A 19,516-nucleotide genomic window follows, 5' to 3' on the forward strand; every position below is an offset into this window, starting at 1 on the left:
AAAATGGTAATCCCTAGTTCTGGGCTTCAATCTGATCCGCTTCGCGTTGCTGAATGGTGGGTCGGTCTAATTCCATCACCTTCTGAAGCATCCGGTCTCCCGCGGACTTTATTTTGGCGTGCAGGTTAGGAGAGAATAGTTGTTCTGCGAAGGCGGCCTTCAGATAGAGCTTCAACTTCTCCTCGTGGTCGTAGAAATTCATCTTGATATTCGCGTTGATCGCATAGTCGACAAATTGTTCAAACAGGATGTCGTCTACCCTGAATTCCTCTATAAATGCATCCCTTGTAAAATTGGAGTACCGCTTGCGGTCCTCTTCCAGGTGTTCAAAAACAAAACGAGACATAAATCCAAGGCTTTCCATGCTTTCCACAGCCTCTTCTTCGTTGGTCCCTATAGGCACAAATACGTCCGGAATTATTCCGCCTCCCCCGTATACGGTTTTGCCTTTAGGGGTGGTAAACTTTAAAGAGTCCGCAACCTTGATGCTATCTACTGAAACCAGTTCTCCACTGTGGTATCTGTCTGTAAATTTCTGATAGTAGTCCTTGCTACCATTCTGATAATCCTTCTGGATAGACCGGCCTGTAGGAGTGTAGTACCTTGAAACCGTTAGCCTTACCGCTGAACCATCTCCCAACTCCATTTCACGCTGCACCAGACCTTTACCAAAGGACCGTCTTCCCAGAATAGTCCCTATATCGTTGTCCTGCAGTGCCCCTGCAATGATCTCACTGGCCGAGGCAGAGCGCTCGTTGATCAGGACATAGACCGGCTTGTTCTCAAAATTTCCCTTACGGGTCGCGAAGGTTTTGTCTATCTGACCTTTTTTGTTCTTGGTAAAAAGTATAAGTTTTCCATCTGGCAGGAATTCATCCGCCATTTGCTCCGCAATACCGAGATAACCACCAGGGTTATCCCTTAAATCCAGGGTCAATTTAGTGGCTCCGTACTGCTGTAATGCCCTTAAGGCATGTGTAAACTCATTATAGGTGCTCTCGGCAAATCGGTTGATCTTGATATAACCCATATCCGGGGTAAGCATATAATACGCTTCCACACTCTTAATGGGGATGCGGTCCCTTCTCAGGTTCACGGTAAAGGTACGGTCTTCGGTCTTTCGGTAGACCTTGAGCTCCACGGAGGTGCCAATCTTCCCCTTGAGCCGGTTTACAATCGCATCGCTGGACAATCCCTGCCCGTAAAGGGTGTCTTTATCCGCCATCAGTATACGGTCTCCGGGTTTAATGCCTTTTAAGAAGCTGGGACCGTTCTCTATGGTGCGTATTACCGTAATGGTATCTTTGTAAGGATAAAAGTTGATCCCGATACCTACAAAATCTCCCTTCATATTCTCGGCAACCTTTGCCATTTCGCCCCTGGGAATGTATACGGAATGCGGATCAAGTTTATCCAGGATATTATTTACCGTGACATCCACAATACTATCCGTATTGATCTCATCCACGTACTCATAATCAATATAATCAATAAGCCTGTTGAGCTTATCTTTCTTGGAGTTTGTGGTAAAGAGTTTCTCAGGGCTGTCATTGAAGTGTAGCTTTCCCCCCACGAAAATCCCTAAGGCCAAGGCCAGGGCAATAACGGTTGGCCATATATAATACGATCTTTTCATTCGAACTCCTTAATTTCTACACCCGGGCTATCAATAACAGGCAGATGCAATAACTCAACACCGGCCCTTTCCAGAAATCGCAATCCGGATTCATCCTTGTAGGCCTTTTGGTATACCACACGTTTTATGCCAGACTGGTGAATGAGTTTGCTACATTCCCTGCAAGGGGAAAGGGTTATGTAAAGGGTAGCTCCTTCGCAGGATTGTGTAGACGAGGCTACTTTGGAAATAGCATTGGCCTCTGCATGAAGTACATACCATTTGGTGTACCCCTCCTCATCTTCACAAAAATTTTCAAAACCCGTTGGGGTTCCGTTATAGCCATCCGAAATGATCATTCGGTCCTTTACGATAATAGCTCCTACCTGCTTTCGTTTGCAATACGACAGTTTCCCCCATTCATATGCCATTCTCAAATAGGCTTTATCGTATTTTTCCTGTTTACTCTCCTTCATTCAAACGACTTTTTCGAGCAGGCCTGCTTGTATATTGCAGCCAAGCCACTAAGATACCCGCTTTGGCATAGCCTAACAAACCCTAAACGGTTAATTTTAAGTGAAATTCTACCAAAGGGCGGTTTTTATAGCTAAGGGTATGGTAATTAGGAAAATAAGGATACTCAGGACCCTGACAAAATACTTTTTCTTTATCCCGAGGACATCCTGAGAAATATATGCCAGACACAAAACGAACAGGATGATCAGTACCTGTGCGATCTCAATTCCCGTAGCGAAACCGAGTAATGGAATGGTCTTTTCTGTTTCCTCCGCCATTAGCATACGGAAGTAGTTTGAAAACCCAAAGCCGTGAATAAGGCCAAAAAAAATGGTAGACGCCATAAGGATACCCATTCCCTGGTTTTCGAACTTGCCGTAAGTGGAAAAGAAGCTGAAAAGGGCGGTGATAAGTATGGTGACCGGAATCAGGAATTCAACCAGGCTAACGCTGACTTCCATTAATCCATATGCCGCAAGTGCCAGGGAAAGGCAGTGTGCCACGGTAAAAATTGTGGCCAGAATGATGGCCTTTTTCCAACTCCTGAAACCAAAGGGAGCAGCCAGCGCTATCAAAAAAAGTATATGGTCGTAGGCGGTGGGATCCAGGACATGATGAAAGCCCAGTTTGAGGTAAAACCAAAAATCTTGCATAGAAACTATTTAAAAATACTTAGTACTGAACAGAGCTGCCAATAAGCAAAGCCTAAAGTCCTCTTTCCCTTTGAATTTCCTCATAAGCCTTTTGGACCTGCTTAAACTTTTCTTCAGCCCCTTTCTTGATCGCCTCATCCGCAGTATTTACCCGGTCCGGATGATATTTTTTTGCCATGGTCCTGTAGGCTTTTTTTACTTCATCATCAGAAGCACCCTTGTCAATTTCCAAGATCTTATAGGCGTTGTCTGCAGAGCGGATGAACATCGCCTTTATACTTTCAAAATCGTGATGGCCAACGCGCAGGTATCCAGCGATCTCCCTTATTTTATCAATCTCCGGAGGGCTTACCGCACCATCCGCCTGCGCGATCCCAAACAGAAAATGCAGCAGTTGCAGTCGCACCTCATAGCGGGTTCTTTGATTTAAAAAGGCACAAATACGCTGAGCCGAGATCTCCCGCTTTTTGATGACCTCATTAAATGTCCTGAAAATGGCATTGGCCTTTTCCTTTCCGTAAGTGCTTAGAAAATACTGCCTGACGTAATCCAACTCGCGCTGGCTTACCGTTCCATCCGCCTTGATCACGATAGAGCATAAAGACAAAAGGTGCAGTTCAAAATCTTCGGGCGAGACAGAGGTCCGGGTAAAATCCTGGAATACAGTTCGTGTATTCCCACCACTGCTAAAATTGTCCAGGAAACTTCCCACCAGGAAGCCGAGAATGGCCCCTGGGAAACGAAACAGAAAATACCCGAGAATGGCGGCGAACCACTTGATCATGTGTATTAAAAAATTTTGCCAAAGATAGGACTTTAAGCTCTAAAAGAAACTTGCAGTGCCAGGATAAGGTATTGCAAAAAAATAAGACAAATTGGTTATCTTTGTAATTCTAAAAAAAATAAGTTTATGTATCCTGCAGAATTAGTAAAACCTATGCGTGAAGACCTGGCAGTAGCCGGTTTTAACGAATTATATACAGCCGAGGAGGTAGAAAAGGCTATAAAACAAAAAGGCACTACCCTGGTTGTGGTAAACTCTGTTTGCGGTTGTGCAGCTGCGAATGCCAGACCAGGAGCTAAAATGAGTTTGCAAAACGAAAAAACCCCGGATCATCTGATCACGGTTTTTGCCGGTGTAGATACCGAAGCCGTGAATGCGGCCAGAGACCTGATGATCCCATTTCCACCTTCTTCGCCCAGTATGGCCTTATTCAGGGATGGGGAATTGGTGCACATGATAGAAAGGCATCATATCGAGGGACGTCCGGCAGAACTCATAGCCGAAAACCTTACGGAGGCGTATAACGAATTTTGTTAATACGCCGGTCCAGGGAACCCGAAATTCCTTTGACGTAAAAACATTGTGCAAAGACCGCTCTTAATGGGCGGTTTTTTACTTTTGCAATACAACCTAAATTAATTCTGATGCAAAAGTTCATCTCCTACCCGCTGACCGTTTTGTATTTTGTATTTTTCGGGTTGTGCCTGCTTGTATTTCACCCCATACAATGGTTTTGTCTGAAGGTTTTTGGGTATGATGCCCACAAGAGAAGTGTAACCTGGCTTAACTGGTGCCTTATGCGCTGCACGAACTTATTGGGAACGCGCTATACTTTTCGGAATACGCACGATCTACCTACGGACAGACCGCTGATCATCGTAGCTAACCATCAGAGCATGTACGATATCCCGCCAATAATATGGTATTTACGGGCACATCATCCCAAGTTCGTCAGTAAGAAAGAACTGGGAAAGGGAATCCCCAGCGTTTCCTTTAATCTAAGGCATGGAGGGTCTGTATTGATAGACAGAAAAGACAGTAAGCAAGCGCTGAGAGAAATTGCCAAACTAGGGGATTATATTGAGCAAAACTGTAGAAGTGCCGTTATCTTTCCTGAGGGTACAAGAAGCAGAACAGGGCATCCTAAGCCTTTTCAGGTTACCGGCCTAAAGGTGCTGATGAAAGCCGCTCCTTCCGCAGTTGTTGTACCCATTAGCATTAACAATTCATGGAAATTATTGCGATACGGCAAGTTTCCTTACGGACTCGGAAATCACCTTACTTACGACATACACCAACCTCATGATATTACCGAGGATCACGGAACCATAATCGCAACCGTGGAGCAACAGGTGGTTAGCGGAATTACTGAATTCAAATGAGTAACAAGGAGATCGTTCAACGAACCAAGGCTTTCGTAAAAAAGAGTCTGGAACATGCGGAAGGAGGGCACGATTGGTCACATATCCTAAGGGTTTACAGATCCAGTCTTCGGATTGCCGAAGGTGAAAAAGTAGACCATTTGGTGGTGAGCCTGGGTGCTCTTTTACATGATATCGCGGATTCTAAATTTCACAATGGGGACGAGGAGATAGGCCCGGCGAAGGCAAAGGAATTTCTGGAAACCCTGCCGGTTCAGGACAACGCAAAGGATCATGTGGTAAACATCATACGGCATATCTCTTATAAGAACAGCCTGGATAAAGCGGAAGCTGGTTTCAATTCCAGGGAGCTTGAAGTGGTCCGGGATGCCGACAGGCTCGATGCCATAGGAGCCATAGGAATAGCTCGCACATTTAATTATGGCGGCTTCAGGAACCGGCCCCTTTACGACCCGGAAAATCCTCCCAAACCAGGATTGAGCAAGGAGGAGTACAAGAAGAACAACAGCCCTACCATTAACCATTTTTACGAAAAACTGCTGCTGTTAAAAGATCAGATGCATACGCCTACCGCTAAAAAACTAGCGGAAGAAAGGCACCAGTTCATGTTGGAATATCTTCGGCAATTTTACCGCGAATGGGACGGTGATATCTAGTTTTCTAACATTTGTCACGGCAAATGATAAGTCCGTCCTTTTACTAGAAGTTTGGGATCAAATTTTCGTATCTTCCAGCTTCATTTACAAACATCCTCCACAATGCAAAGAAGAAAATTTATTAAGACTGCCACGGCGTCTACCGCTGCCTTTTCAATAGTACCAAGTTACGTCCTTGGCAAAGGACATGTTCCTCCCAGCGACACGCTTTATGTGGCCGCATTTGGGGTAGGCGGACGAGGATCCGGAGTCATGAGCGGGCTTGATGATACAGGAAAAGTGAAGTACGTTGCCCTTTGTGACGTAGACGACCGAAGAGCGGCGGACAGCTATAAGAAATACCCCAAGGTGCCAAGATTCAAGGATTTCAGAAAAGTTTATGACAAGCACCTGGGCGAAATAGATGCCATTATGGTAGCCACTCCGGATCATACCCATGCCCCTATTGCTTTGCCTTTTATGAAGGCCAAAAAGCACGCCTATGTGGAAAAACCGCTCACTCATAATATTGCCGAGGCGCGTATGATGACGAAGGTCGCCAAAGAAAATGGGATCATCACCCAAATGGGCAACCAGGGAGCCTCCAGCGATGGTAGCCGTGAAGCCAAAGAATGGATCAAATCCGGCATTATCGGCAAAGTAGAAAAAGTGGACTGCTGGACCAACAGGCCCGTCTGGCCGCAGGGGGTACCGGTGCCTACGGAAAAACACAGTATTCCCAAAGGCCTCGATTGGGATCTATGGCTGGGTCCGGCAGCGAAACGCGACTATAACGATGCTTACCTTCCCTTCAAATGGAGAGGTTGGTGGGATTTTGGAACAGGAGCTCTGGGCGATATGGGCTGCCATATCATGGAAACACCTTTCGGGGTTTTGGATCTGGGTTATCCAACAGAAGCCGAGGCGAGTTGTACCACCAATTGGGTTGGCGACTTTGTGGAAGCGGATTACAGCGCCTCTTGCCCGTCCTCTTCCATTGTACGCCTGAAATTCAATACCCCGGAACACGGAGATATTGCATTGAACTGGTATGACGGAGGAATTATGCCAGACCTTCCGGACGAATTAAAGGACGATGAGAAGATCGGGGATACCGGAGGTGGAACCGTGTTCTATGGTACCAAAGGGATCTTGGTTTGTGACGTTTATTCCCGCAATGCCAGACTGCTTCCTTCTGAAATGATGGGGCTTCTCAATCCCCCCAAACCATATCTCACAAGGATAGAAGGAGATACCGGTGGACATCAGCGGAACTGGGTTGAAGGCTGTCTTACCGGTACGGAAACCTCTTCTGATTTCAAAAGGTCTGGCCCGTTAACGGAAGCCGTACTTATGGGTAACCTGGCCATCAAGGCCTTCCAGTACAAAGAATTAAAGCCCGGTAAAAAACTCGGAGATTGGGACCCATTTGCGTATCCGGGCAGACGCAAGATCCTTTGGGATGGAGAAAATATGAGAGTTACCAATTACGACAGAGCTAACGAATGGGTAAAAGGTAGTTACAGAAAAGGTTGGGAACTCAGCTAGTTGTTTTTGACAAAGCCGCTAGTTTCTTCTTTAAATGTGTTTTCCTTAGCTCGTTCTGCGAAAGCTCTATGGCCGTTTTTAGCGCTGCTTCAGCCTGATCAAAACGCTGGAGTTTACCAAGGATCTCTGCTTTGATGGCATAAAACAATCCCGATTCGGAAAAATGCGGTTGTTTGCTTATTTGATTTAAGGCTTGTAAGGCTTCCTCAGGACCTTTCACTTGTAATAAGGGAACCAATCTGTTTAGTTCTACCATGGGGGAGTACTGCCTTTTCAACTGCAGATCATAAAGATGAAGGATCTGATCCCAATTTGTTTCTTCAAAGGTTTTAGCCGCACAGTGTTGGTAAGCAACGGCCGCTTCCAAATGATAATTAGACAATGGCTGCCCGGGGAGGCCGGCATTTTCCAGGTGCGTCATGCCTATGCGGATCAATTCACTGTTGTACAGGGTTCTGTCCTGGTGCTCCAGGTCTACCAATTCTGAATTCTGATCCAGACGTGCCTCAAATCGTGAAGCGTGAAAGCACATCAGGGCAATTAAGGCTTCCAGGTTGGCATGTTGACAGAAGGGGTTTTTCCTCAAGATCAACGCAAGCCGAATAGCCTCATAGCAGATATCTTTTTTGATCAGCAGGGAACCAGTCGTAGCAGCATAACCTTCTGAGAACAAGAGGTAGATCACCCGAATTACTACAAATAACCTGGACTGCAAGCCGATCTCCACCGGGGTCTCCAGGGTGCTGATCTGCTCCTTAAGCCGTCGCTTGGCCCTGGTAAAGGATTTGGCCACGGTTTCTTCCTTTTTTAAGAGCGCATCTGCCAATTCTTTATTGCTAAAACCACCAATAAGCTTAAGGCTTAATACGAGCTGATATTCCTGTGAAAGTGAAGGATGGCAACAGGCGAAGATCATTTTTAACTGGCTGTCCGAAATACTGCTCTCCAGCGCCATCTCCTCAAAGAATGCAGGAGTAATGCCATGGTCTGTCTTAAACTCCTCTTTTCTGTCCAGTTTTTTAGATCTGCGAAGTGAATCGATAACACGGTTGCCAGCCACTCGCAGCAGCCAGGCTGTTGGATTATCCGGGACGGTTGAGCTATAACCCCATACCTGCATGGCCTTCAATAAGGAATCTTGTACCGCGTCCTCAATCAGCTCTATTTGGGATGGGCCAAATTTATGCGCGAGGACAGCAATAAGCTTTCCGTATTCGGAACGAAAAAGGTGGTCGACTATTTTCCTGGGATCACCGCTGGTCATAGAGAAAAATTGACCCCGACGGTATTGTCGGGGCTCTTAAAAAGTTTTTAGTGTTGCTCCATGGATAAGATCTCACGCACCTCCACAAAGGCCCCTGAATAATCGAAAATGGGGCAGCCTTTGGATATCTCGGCGGCATGGTCCAGGGAATCAGCAGTGACAATAAGATAGCCTCCTACCATCTCCGCTCCTTCTGCAAAGGGGCCATTGGTAATGATCTCTCCTCTATCCCTGATGACTTTTCCGTCTTCCGAAAGCGGCAGCCCGTCTACCAGCAATCCCTTCCCCCTTAATCCATCCATCCATACAAACCACTCCTGCATATGGGCTTGTTTCTCTTCCTGGGACAAGGCCTGATACGCCTTATCACCACCTCTAAATAAATACAAAAAGTTACTCATAATGTTTGTTTTTAGTTAGACATCGCTTTTTGTTCTCATTGAAGACGGATGAGCCCTGGGCGATTGGACAATAAATATAATTATCTTCAAAACAATTTAGTTTGGCCGCTCTTATAGGTCTCAAATAAATTCTTATTGAGTTCCGGAAAGGACTTGTCCTTGAAATATGTTTTTCTGGCCAGATTTGCCATGTCCCTGATCTGCTGTGCGATCTTGCCTTCTCCTCTGTTTCGAATTCCGAATCTACTATCATTCAGCTTGCCCCCATGGCAGTCCTCTATAAGGTGCAACACTCTTTCTGCCCGATCCGGAAGCGTTTTTCGGATCCAGTCGGTAAAGATCTGTCCTATGGCACCGTTCAGGCGAACCACTGTGATTCCGAAAGACAGGGCGCCATGGTCCGAAACTGTTTTCGCCAGCTTTAAGATCTCATGACTGTTTATACCCGGTATGATAGGAGCAAGCATGGCATTGACAGGAATGTCGTTTTCAGATAACACCTTAATGGTTCGCAACCTTTTCTTCAAAGAGGCCGTCCGGGGTTCCAGGATACGCCTCGTTTTTTCCGAAAGGGAGGTGATGGAAATATTTACCCCTATAAGCCGGTGCTTATTGAGCTCCTTTATGATGTCCAGGTCTTTTAAAATGAAGGCGTTCTTGGTGATGATGCCCACGGGATGCCTGTATTTGAGAAAAACTTCGAGACAGGCCCTGGTGATCCTGAATTTCTGCTCAGCCGGCTGATAACAATCCGTATTCCCGGACATCACTATGGTTTCCGCTTTCCAGGATTTAGAAAGTAGTTTTTCCTCCAGCAGTTCAGCGGCTTTCTCCTTTACCAGGATACGGCGTTCAAAATCCATGCCTGCGCTGTAACCCCAAAACTCATGAGTGTTTCTGGCATAGCAGTAAATGCATCCATGCTCGCAGCCCTGATAGGGATTCATGGAATACATCATACCCACATCCGGGCTGGTAACCTTATTTACAATGGTTTTTGGAAAAACCGGGAGGTATTGGGTTTTGTTGGATTCAGCTTCTTCGCCTTCCAGCCTGCAATACTCCAGAAAATCATCCCTGGCTTCGTATAGATATTGCAAAAACTTGTTGGGCGGATTCTTCTGCGCTCCACGCCCTTTTAGATACTCTTTTTCTTTCAATGAATTGGATTTATTCCAAATTTATGGAATTATTCCAATATGATTGAATCCAATTGAAGATTTAACATTAGGCCCTCTAAAGACCTCTTTGTCTTGAGAAAATTAAGCCCTATAGCTAATTGATCGCCAGGTTCACCAATTGCTTTTTGGTGCCCCGCTTGGCATAAAAAATGACAGCATCCGAATCCATAAGCGGTTTGGAAACCATTAATGGCAGCCTGGCTTCCTTGTCGTCTATGATCTTTTCATAGCTCATTTTTCCCGCTTCATCCAGCTGTATCACAAAGACGTTGCGATTGCGGCTCAGGCCCTGCTTAAAGACCATCCTTTCATTATTGAGCAACTGTGGGTTTTCCGCGGAAGTGCTTATAAAGAAGTAAGTTTTCCCGGCTTTGGTACACGAACTGTAGGACGCGTAGGCACCATCGCCTTGAGTGACTTCAGATTTATTGATGTTGCGAGCCCAGGCCAGATTGCCATTGGCATCGAGTTTTACACTGACGATATCATTGTGATGAAAACGTTCAACCATTACCCGTCCGCCACTGGAATTCGCCTGAATACTATTTGTCACGAAGTACTCTTCCGCGTTGAACAGCAGATCGCCCGCCCCGGTAAAGCTCACATTTTTAAAGATCAGATTCTTGACGTGCTCTGCATTTTCCTTTCCGAATTTGTCGAACATGAACTGCGTGGAAAACGGATTGTACTTTTTTGTCTTCAACTGCAGACTGGAGGGGTCCAGGTCAAAATAAGCTATGCCGTTGTAGCGGTTGTCCTTACGGTCCGCGTAAAAACCAACACAAACCAGGCGGTCCTTATGCAGGATGGGTTTCAATCCCTCCGAGTACTTACCGGGACCGTCAAAGGTCTGGATCTTGCTCCCCCGGGCGGATACGGCAATGAGTTCATACTGGAACTTTCGCTCCAATGCACTAAAACGCTTTTTCTTAAAATAAGCCTTCCCTACAATGTATGCCTTGCTAAGGTCTGCTGAGATCTCAATATTCTCAAAAGCGTAGTTCTTCTCTTCCACCTCGACTGAAAAATCGTGCTCAAAGATCTTTTTTAAGGAAGCATTGAAGAGATGGATATGATGTTTATTCGTTTTCCCCTTCTTGAAATGGGTGCTGATCACAAAGGCAGATTTTTCCTCATTGAACAAGGCGGTAGTCGTAAAGCCGGAGCTGAAGTTCCTGTTATAGTAATTCTTATCCAAAGGGTTGTTTACGGGCTTGGAAGGAACAGAGAGTATGGTTTCGCTGGTAAAATTGAATTCCGAAATTGGACTTCTATGGACTACATAATTATAGGTTTCCCTAAGCAGATCGTAGTCCAGGAACAACAAATACAACTGACCGTTTTTAACGTAGCCTTCTACAAACTCTGGTCCTTTGAGTTTATAGTTGTACTCATTTAAAAGTTGAAGTTCCTTGCTATAATGTTCTATGAAGTAACCTTTTGGCTTTAGGATTAGCCCTGTGAAATAAGACCTAACCAGAATATACCCCCCAGTACCGTCATCGGCAATGGTGACCAGGTTAGAGTACTTATACCGATCATTATATTTTTCTCCGAAATTGTAGTCTATCGGAATTTCTTGTGCATAACCAAGGAACATGGCAAAGATCGCCACAAAGAGAATACAGCTTTTTTTCATGGTTTGATATCAACTTTAGTTCATATCATGTTCCCGGGAAATCTGCTTTGCGTTTTTCGAGAAAAGCCGTGGTTCCTTCTTTAAAATCGTCTGTTCCAAAGCACTCACCAAAAGCTTTTATTTCGGCATCAAAACCGCTTGCATTACTCTTAAAACCTTCATTTATGACTTTTATTGCCTTTCCTATGGCAACGGGCGAATTATTTGCGATCCTGGCAGCTGTTTTCAGGCATTCAGCCATAAGCTCTTCCTGGGCTACGACCCGGTTTACCAGGCCATAGGCGGCGGCCGTATTGGCGTCGATCATAGAAGCGGTCATGATCAATTCCATAGCCCGGCCCTTGCCTATTAATTGAGGTAAACGCTGGGTACCGCCGTATCCGGGTATTACCCCGAGGGATACTTCAGGAAGTCCCATTTTGGCGTTATCGCTGGCTATTCTAAAATGGCAGGACATGGCCAATTCCAGACCCCCACCCAGAGCAAAACCATTTACAGCTGCTATTACGGGAGTTTGCAGATTCTCCAGATAATCAAAAAGTAGCTCCTGGCCCTTTTTGGAAAGCCTGGTCCCTTCTTTTTTCGAGTAGTCCGCGAATTCGGCAATATCCGCCCCGGCAACAAAAGCTTTGGGACCACTTCCGGTAAGGATGATGGTCCTGATGTCCGGATCCTGATCCAGACCTTCAAAGGCCTTATGCAGTTCCGAAATTGTGTCCACATTTAAGGCGTTCAGCTTTTCCGGTCGGTTTACCGTTACAATGGCAACCGCCTCTTTTTCTTCTACAGAAATATTCTTGAAGTTCATTTTTGAAGTTTTCTTATGATTGATTTTCTCTCGGGAACTTTACGGTAAAAACGGTCCCTTTTCCGGGTTGGGAAGTAAAATCGATTTCCCCCTTATAGGTCTCAACTATATTCTTGACCATTCCCAAACCTAATCCCATTCCACTGGACTTGGTGGTAAATTTAGGTTCGAATATCTTATCCTTAAAGCCGTCATCAATACCGATACCGTTGTCAGCAACGGAGATCTTTACATATTCTCCGGCCGCTGTAACCGATACCAGTATTCTTGGAGAAACAACTTCAGGCACTGCCTGAATGGCATTCTTCACCAGGTTGGTTACCACCCGGATCAATTGGGTACGGTCTAATTTGGCGATAAGCTTTTCTTCTTCGCTGATAAAGTGAATATAATCTTCATTGAAGATATCCAGGGCCAGCTTTACGATCTTAACCACATCCAGGGTTTCGTTTTGTTGGGCAGGCATTTCAGCAAAACTGGAAAAGGCCGAGGCGATACTGCTCATAGTATCTATTTGCTGGATCAGGGTCTTGGAGTATTCCTTTACTTTGGCCTTGGCGTTAGGGTCTGCCGGGTCGAATTTCCGTTCAAAACTTTGAACGCTTAGTCGCATTGGAGTAAGCGGATTCTTGATCTCATGGGCTACCTGTTTGGCCATTTCCCTCCAGGCCTGCTCCCTTTCACTTCTGGCCAGCTTGGCAGCACTTTGCTCCAGCTCATCTATCATCCCATTGTAGGAATCGATCAGCTTACCGATCTCTTCACTGGGATCTTCAATGATGATCTTTTCATTTCGTTTGGTAAGATGGGTTTCAGTCAGCCTGTCCGAAATGGTCTGTAGCGACCTGGTAATGTATTTGGAAATAAAGTAGGCCAGGGCAATGGCAATCAGCAACATCAGAAGATATACCCCGGCTAACCTTAGCAGGAACTCCCTCAGTTCCATATCGTTAAAGGTATTGTCTTCCAGGTAAGGAAGATTTAAAATACCAATTGGTTTGCTTTTTACATCGTGAATATAGGTGTAGGAAGCCTGATATCTTTCCCCGGCCGCGGCATTTTCTTCAACGTATCGTTGCTCCGCACTCGAAAGTAAACCGTTAAGCACGTCGGCGGTCAGGCAGATGGAGATGGAGTCGTTATTAAAGGTGGGACGGGAACTTTTGATCAGTTGTCCTTCCAGGTCATAGATATTGAAATTGATATTCTGCACATCCGCGATCTGGTATATCTCATCCTTAAAAATTCGGCCCAGGTACTCCGTGGTTGCGGGGTAGGTCGTCTCCCTTAGGGTATAGCTGATACTCTGTTGTATCTGTGCCTCCTTTCTCAGAAGCCGGTTCTGGTGATAATCCTTGGACTGTTCCCGGTACTGATAAATAGTAACACCAGCGATCAATACCGAAGCGATCAGTACCAGCAGTATCATCGTAATGAAAATCCGTGACCTAAGGGATAACTTTTTAAACAAGGAAGTTTAATTTGACCTTAAAGATAGCAATAATCACACCAAAAATGTTTCAGCAGAATAGCAGTGATCCAACCCGGCTCAGGCTTCCGGATTCTTATCCCGTATCCTTTTATAAAGCCTGATGCCCAGCATGAGCAATACCGCCAGCACCAGGATGCCCACGAGTCCGTAGATCCAGTTAAAAGCGCTTTTCAGCACAACTAAAAAGATCACCGCGAAGAGAATTAGTGTGGCTCCTTCATTCCAAATTCGCATAAATCTGGAGGTATAGCGGATGTCATCACGCTGCAATTGCTTGTAGATCTGATGCGTTCTTAGATGATACGCAAAGAGCAATACTACGAAGGCAAGTTTTACATGCATCCAACCCTGCGCCAGCCAGGATGGCATCAATAGCAGCAACCATATGGCAAAGACCGTCGCAAGAATGGCGGAGGGCCAGGTGATGATGAACCACAAACGTTTAGACATTAATTTGAGTTGCTTACTAAGGATCTCTTTTTCCGGCGAGGCCTTCTCCGAGGCCTCAATATGATAGATAAACAGCCTTGGGATATAAAACAAGCCGGCAAACCAGGTGATCACAAAAATGAGGTGAAGGGCTTTGATATAGTTGTAGTATTCCATAAGAAAGCAAGAAATGCGCTGCTAAGTTCCGTAAAACATGTCGCTTTTCCGAATCAGCAACCTAATTTAATCGGGTAAGCTCTACCCAAAAAGGAAATATCCTTTTGGAACCAATACCATAAAAAGGAATGAGATCACATTCCAGATCCGGGAAATATACGTTTTCCATGATCAACTCATCCGTATCCTGATCTTCATTACGTTGTTGAGCTACTAAAGTATTTGCCTCCAGGACCATTCTACCTCCCGCCTGAATCGGTTTGATGAATTTAAATCTAATCTTGTAATAACCCTCTTTTATGGTAACGCGCCATTTACCAAATACCTCTTCCTGTGCCCATATCCCCCGGTCTCCTTCGGCATCATTTCTATTGAGTACTACCGCTTCCGATGCTGTTGCCCCGACAATTGCTCTGGGAGGGTCCACAAGGTTGGGAGAGCTGACGAGTTCCAGATAGGTTTTGTCCAAATCTTCCTTTAATTGTAAGGCCATGTCCTTCTGATCCTCAATCCGATTTTCCAACTCCCAGGGATCCGTTTTCAGATCGTAAAATTCATAGTCCAGGATGTTTCCATCATGGTCCGTATTAGCCACCAGCTTTTGGTCTCCACGAACTAATGCCATATTATAATACCTTTCGGGATATTTTCTGGTCCAATAGAAAAATAAGGGCCTTTCAGACCATTGCTGCTGTTCATTTGAGTTTAACAATGGTAACAAGCTTCGTCCGTCAATCCTTCTGTCGACCGGAAGTTCAAGTCCGCAAATTTCTGCCAAAGTGGGTAGTATATCCATATGGACCGCATTCGTACTAATGTCCTTATTTCCGTCGAACTTCGCCGGAAATCGCATATAAAAAGGCACGCGTACCCCACCTCTGTATACGCTTCCTTTACGGCCCCTCATGCCGGCCACGTATCTTCGCTGTTGCGGACCGTTATCCGTAAGGAAAATCACGATAGTGTTTTCCGCAATACCAGACTCTTCCAGTTTGTCCAGTACTTTGCCCACATTATCATCAATATTGCTCACCATGGCATAAACCTTCCTGGCATCCTCCTTATCTTTCCTGGTCATCTTTGGAAAAGGCCCTTTAGGGTCAGCAAAGTCAGCGGAAGGATCTACGTTCCGGTACATTTGATTGTATTTCTCCGGAACCTGCAAAGGGGTATGAGGCGCATTAAAAGAAAGGTAACAGAAAAAAGGACCCTCCTTATTCGCTTCAATAAAACTGATGGCTTCCTGGGCGAAAATATCGCTACAATAACCAGGATACGCCTGTTGTTTTCCGTTACGCCATAAAACCGGATCAAAATAACTGCGGTCTCCCTGAAACCAGGTGGTAAAATCCCCTACCTGACCCATTCCTCCGGACAAATGGATGACGGACTCATCGAATCCCTGATCCATAGGTCTGTGCGGGTAGACATCTCCTAAATGCCACTTTCCGAATATTCCGGTACGATATGATTTTTGCTTCAGCAACTCTGCTATAGTAATCTCAGAAGATGCCATATTCGCGCCTCCGTTGTAGGTATCCCTAACTCCGGTCCTTAAGGAATAACGCCCGGTCATAAGGCTTGCCCTGGTTGGGGCACAAACCGGTGAGACGTAAAAGTTTGTAAAGCGGATACTCTCCCTGGCAAAAGCGTCCAAGACCGGGGTTTTGATATGAGGATTCCCTGTAACGCCCAGATCCCCATAACCCTGATCGTCAGTAATAATCACCAGAACATTAGGGCTGGACTGACTCTGCCCGAAAGTCACAGAGTGAAAGAGGAGAACCAAAAACAGTCGGACGGTATTTTTTAGCGAAAGATAATTTTCGGTGCCAGTTTGAGTCATTTTTCTGAAGTTTATTTCACAAACAAGTAGTTTAGGTTCAATTCGTTAAAGGATCTATTGAAAGCAGAGATCTCATCGTCTACCATTGCGTCAAAGGCTTTTAGTTGTTCGTTTATCTTAGCCGTCAATTCGTTCTTCACTGCAATATCCTGATCGGTTGGTGGAAAATCGTCCAGCGATACCAGGCTATTCAAATGCCCTAATTTATTGGTCAGGCGGATCGGAAAATTAAGAGGATCCTGCCGGCTTCGGTTCTTGGTTTGATACAAGGCCTTTTCTATTGTTCCGAAATCCGTTTTCATTTTTTTAGCCTTTTCTACAAGCTCTTTGGTTTCCTCATTATTCTCATATTGCTTGATGAAGGCATCCAGTTTTTCTGTTACTTTTCGGATCTTTTTTATGGATTGATGAGCCTTGTCTACGGTATTGTTGATGTCCGAAATGAAGTCGTACTGTTTTTGCATATCGGTCACTGATACTTCAGCTCTTGGATCCGGGAGGATCTTAAATCGCTGCGAGCTGCTTTGGTCATTTACCTTCAAATGCACCACGTATTCCCCGGGAACGGCCTTTGCCCCTTCCAGGTTTGCCCACCAAAGGACCATCCCCTTGAGCTTTTCCGCTCCCTTTCCTCTGGTATCCCAAACATGGGTATTGCCTCCCTTGGCCACCTTTAGTTTTTTATCCTTTTTCTTTGAGGCCCTGGAAAAATGCCCCAGGGTATCTCCTGAAACCGTTGTATAGGTAAGCGATACACTGTCTTTTTCCTGTAGATCCTTGAGGAAGAAATGAGACACTACCCCGTTTGGATGATTTTGCCCGGCCGTTTTGGACGGTTTTTCCGCAGCACTCCCCTTGGTACGGTAAGCGTCTTTCGGTTTGAAAAGGAAGCTTGCCGAGGTCTTCATGGAATCGTCCAATTGATGCAATACTGTAAGATCATCAATGATCCATACACTTCGGCCCTGGGTGGCGACCACCAGGTTGTCATTCTTCAATGCCAGATCGGTAATAGGGACAATGGGCAAATTCAATTGAAAGGGTTGCCAACTGGCTCCATCATTAAAGGAAATATACATACCGGTCTCTGTTCCTGCATATAACAATCCTTGTTTTTTAGGGTCTTCCCGAAGCACTCTTGTAAAGTGTTCCCCGTTTATACCATTCGTAATCTTTGTCCAGGTTTGGCCGTAATCCGTTGTTTTATACAAATAAGGTTTAAAGTCTCCTAGTTTGTAACGTGTTGCGGCGACGTAGCAGGTTCCCTCGTCATATGCTGAAGGTTCAATGCTATTGATCATATTCCATTCCGGCATATTCGCAGGTGTCACATTTTCCCAGTTGGCACCTCCGTCACGGGTCAGATGAATAAGTCCATCGTCACTACCAACCCACATCAGACCCTCCTTTAAAGGACTTTCATTAGCCGCAAAAATGGTGCAGTAATATTCCACACCCGTATTGTCCTGAGTAATTGGCCCTCCGCTGGATACCAATTTGTCTGGATCGTTACGGGTAAGGTCGCCACTTAACAATTGCCAGCTCTGGCCCTCATTGGTGCTCATGTGTACGTGATTGGAAAAGGTATATAGCTTTTTCGGATCGTGTTTACTGAACAGTATGGGGAAATTCCATTGGAATCGATATTTCATGCCTTCTGCTCCGTAGCCCATGGGATTATCCGGCCAGACGTTGATTCCCCGGACGGTATTATTGTCGTGATTAACCCTGGTCAGAAATCCTCCGTAGCTTCCGCCATACACGATTTCATTGTTCGTTGGATCTATCGCGATATGCGCAGACTCGCCTCCAGCGGTTGGTTCCCAATCATCTTCATCTATACTTCCTCCGTCTGAGCGGTGTTTAATCCGAACTGTGGAATTGTCTTGCTGAGCCACGTAAATACGATACGGGAAAGCATTATCCGTAGTTACCCTGTAAAACTGCGCTGTAGGTTGATTGTAATAAGTACTCCAAGTCTCGCCACCATCATAACTGACCTGTGCGCCACCATCATCCCCGATTACCATTCTGTTTGAATTTTCCGGAGCGATCCAAAGGTCATGATGATCACCGTGTGGTGCATTAAAAGTCTCAAAAGTCTTGCCCCCATCCGTAGATCTGTGGTAACGAACGTTGAGAACATACACCTTGTCCACATCTTCGGTGTCCGCATATACCCGCGTATAATACCAGGCTCGTTGCCGCAATTTGCGTTCGCTGTTAACCTGGGTCCATTTCTTTCCGCCATCCTCACTTCTGTAAAGCCCTCCTTTTTCTTTATTCTCCACGATGGCCCATAACCGTTGTGAGTTTTTGGGCGACACTGTGACTCCGATAATGCCTAAAGTATCTTTTGGAAATCCTTCGTTTTTAGATATTTCTTTCCAGGTTTCTCCGCTGTCCGTACTCTTCCAAAGGGCAGAGCCATCACCCCCGCTGCTAAGACTATAGGGAGTCCTTTGGGCCCTCCAGGTTGATGCGTAAATGATCCTTGGGTTGTTAGGGTCCAGCACCAGGTCTACGGCTCCGGCCTGCTGATTTACAAAAAGGGTCTTGCGCCAGGTTTTCCCGCCATCGGTGCTCTTATATACCCCTCTATCCTCAGTGGGTTTATAGATATTCCCAAGCACTGCAGCGTAGACTATATTGTGATCCCTGGGGTGAATTCTGATTCGGGGTACATGACGACTTTTCTCGAGCCCTGCCGAAGTCCAGGTCTTCCCGGCGTCTTCGGTTTTCCAAACCCCGTATCCTGAGGACACATTTCCTCTTAGTGTTTTTTCACCACCTCCGACATAAATAACGTTTGGGTCGCTTTGAGAAACCTCTACGGCCCCGATACTACCCCCAAAATAGCCATCCGAAATGTTTTCCCAGTGGCGCCCTCCGTCTGTAGTCTTCCAGACCCCGCCTCCTGTTGCTCCAAAGTAAAAGAGATTGGGTTCTCCGGGAACCCCGGTTACGGCAGCAGACCTACCTCCTCTAAAGGGACCTACCAAACGGTATTTTAGACTGGAATACAGGCTTTCCTGGTAAGGGTTAGTAATGGTGCTTCGCTTTTTTCTCTGTGCCTGGGTTGATAGCGGTAAGCACAATAAAACCAGGGTCAGCATCACTAGGCCGGAGTAGTATTTTTTCATGTT

At 45.7% G+C, this 19,516-nt stretch carries 17 protein-coding genes; 4 read left to right on the top strand and 13 right to left on the bottom strand.

Going from position 1 to position 19,516, the window contains the following annotated elements; genetic code table 11:
* Window positions 1-13: 13 nt before the first annotated feature.
* From GTQ38_RS02390 to GTQ38_RS02405, 4 genes are all read right to left on the bottom strand, one after another.
* Entirely contained in the window at window positions 14-1,636 is a 1,623-nt protein-coding gene (locus tag GTQ38_RS02390) for a S41 family peptidase (protein ID WP_161433620.1), read from the bottom strand.
* Window positions 1,633-2,091, bottom strand: a complete 459-nt coding sequence (locus GTQ38_RS02395; protein ID WP_161433621.1) for a deoxycytidylate deaminase — start codon at window positions 2,089-2,091, stop codon at window positions 1,633-1,635. The genes GTQ38_RS02390 and GTQ38_RS02395 overlap by 4 nt, the downstream gene beginning before the upstream one ends.
* Window positions 2,092-2,199: 108 nt before the next feature.
* Complete coding sequence (locus GTQ38_RS02400) at window positions 2,200-2,784, bottom strand: HupE/UreJ family protein (protein WP_161433622.1); 585 nt, start codon at window positions 2,782-2,784, stop codon at window positions 2,200-2,202.
* A 52-nt stretch (window positions 2,785-2,836) separates the two neighbouring features.
* Window positions 2,837-3,568 (bottom strand): TerB family tellurite resistance protein, encoded by a 732-nt coding sequence (locus tag GTQ38_RS02405; RefSeq protein WP_161433623.1) that lies wholly within the window; start codon window positions 3,566-3,568, stop codon window positions 2,837-2,839.
* A gap of 126 nt (window positions 3,569-3,694) precedes the next feature.
* On the opposite strand from GTQ38_RS02405, the gene GTQ38_RS02410 reads away from it, so the two are divergent.
* The 4 genes from GTQ38_RS02410 to GTQ38_RS02425 all read left to right on the top strand — a co-directional run bounded on the left by GTQ38_RS02410 (window position 3,695) and on the right by GTQ38_RS02425 (window position 7,133).
* Window positions 3,695-4,105 carry a BrxA/BrxB family bacilliredoxin gene (locus tag GTQ38_RS02410; RefSeq protein ID WP_161433624.1) on the top strand — a complete coding sequence of 137 codons (411 nt, stop codon included), beginning with the start codon at window positions 3,695-3,697 and terminating at the stop codon, window positions 4,103-4,105.
* 107 nt (window positions 4,106-4,212) lie between these two features.
* Window positions 4,213-4,950 (top strand): lysophospholipid acyltransferase family protein, encoded by a 738-nt coding sequence (locus GTQ38_RS02415; protein WP_161433625.1) that lies wholly within the window; start codon window positions 4,213-4,215, stop codon window positions 4,948-4,950.
* Window positions 4,947-5,606, top strand: a complete 660-nt coding sequence (locus tag GTQ38_RS02420) for an HD domain-containing protein (protein ID WP_161433626.1) — start codon at window positions 4,947-4,949, stop codon at window positions 5,604-5,606. Before GTQ38_RS02415 ends, GTQ38_RS02420 begins: the two co-directional genes overlap by 4 nt.
* Before the next feature lie 102 nt (window positions 5,607-5,708).
* Window positions 5,709-7,133, top strand: coding sequence for a Gfo/Idh/MocA family protein (locus GTQ38_RS02425; protein ID WP_161433627.1), 1,425 nt, complete (start codon window positions 5,709-5,711; stop codon window positions 7,131-7,133).
* Here GTQ38_RS02425 and GTQ38_RS02430 read toward each other — a convergent pair.
* The 9 genes from GTQ38_RS02430 to GTQ38_RS02470 all read right to left on the bottom strand — a co-directional run bounded on the left by GTQ38_RS02430 (window position 7,126) and on the right by GTQ38_RS02470 (window position 19,513).
* Window positions 7,126-8,397 (bottom strand): RNA polymerase sigma factor, encoded by a 1,272-nt coding sequence (locus GTQ38_RS02430; protein ID WP_161433628.1) that lies wholly within the window; start codon window positions 8,395-8,397, stop codon window positions 7,126-7,128. The genes GTQ38_RS02425 and GTQ38_RS02430 overlap by 8 nt on opposite strands.
* A 47-nt stretch (window positions 8,398-8,444) precedes the next feature.
* Window positions 8,445-8,798 (bottom strand): YciI family protein, encoded by a 354-nt coding sequence (locus GTQ38_RS02435; protein WP_161433629.1) that lies wholly within the window; start codon window positions 8,796-8,798, stop codon window positions 8,445-8,447.
* Window positions 8,799-8,884: 86 nt separating this feature from the next.
* Window positions 8,885-9,958 carry a PA0069 family radical SAM protein gene (locus GTQ38_RS02440; protein WP_161433630.1) on the bottom strand — a complete coding sequence of 358 codons (1,074 nt, stop codon included), beginning with the start codon at window positions 9,956-9,958 and terminating at the stop codon, window positions 8,885-8,887.
* A 115-nt stretch (window positions 9,959-10,073) separates the two neighbouring features.
* Window positions 10,074-11,618: a hypothetical protein gene (locus tag GTQ38_RS02445; RefSeq protein WP_161433631.1), complete on the bottom strand. Its 1,545-nt coding sequence runs from the start codon at window positions 11,616-11,618 to the stop codon at window positions 10,074-10,076.
* Window positions 11,619-11,643: 25 nt separating this feature from the next.
* Window positions 11,644-12,426 (bottom strand): enoyl-CoA hydratase/isomerase family protein, encoded by a 783-nt coding sequence (locus GTQ38_RS02450; RefSeq protein ID WP_161433632.1) that lies wholly within the window; start codon window positions 12,424-12,426, stop codon window positions 11,644-11,646.
* A 13-nt stretch (window positions 12,427-12,439) separates the two neighbouring features.
* The gene (locus GTQ38_RS02455) at window positions 12,440-13,855 is read right to left on the bottom strand and encodes a sensor histidine kinase (protein WP_161434055.1); all 1,416 of its coding nucleotides are present in this window, start codon (window positions 13,853-13,855) and stop codon (window positions 12,440-12,442) included.
* A 120-nt stretch (window positions 13,856-13,975) separates the two neighbouring features.
* Window positions 13,976-14,524, bottom strand: a complete 549-nt coding sequence (locus GTQ38_RS02460; protein WP_161433633.1) for a CopD family protein — start codon at window positions 14,522-14,524, stop codon at window positions 13,976-13,978.
* A gap of 61 nt (window positions 14,525-14,585) precedes the next feature.
* Window positions 14,586-16,370, bottom strand: coding sequence for an arylsulfatase (locus GTQ38_RS02465; RefSeq protein ID WP_161433634.1), 1,785 nt, complete (start codon window positions 16,368-16,370; stop codon window positions 14,586-14,588).
* Between the two features lie 11 nt (window positions 16,371-16,381).
* Window positions 16,382-19,513 (bottom strand): WD40/YVTN/BNR-like repeat-containing protein, encoded by a 3,132-nt coding sequence (locus GTQ38_RS02470; RefSeq protein ID WP_161433635.1) that lies wholly within the window; start codon window positions 19,511-19,513, stop codon window positions 16,382-16,384.
* Window positions 19,514-19,516 lie beyond the last annotated feature (3 nt).

It is taken from the genome of Poritiphilus flavus, assembly GCF_009901585.1.
GTDB classification, from domain to species: Bacteria; Bacteroidota; Bacteroidia; order Flavobacteriales; family Flavobacteriaceae; genus Poritiphilus; species Poritiphilus flavus.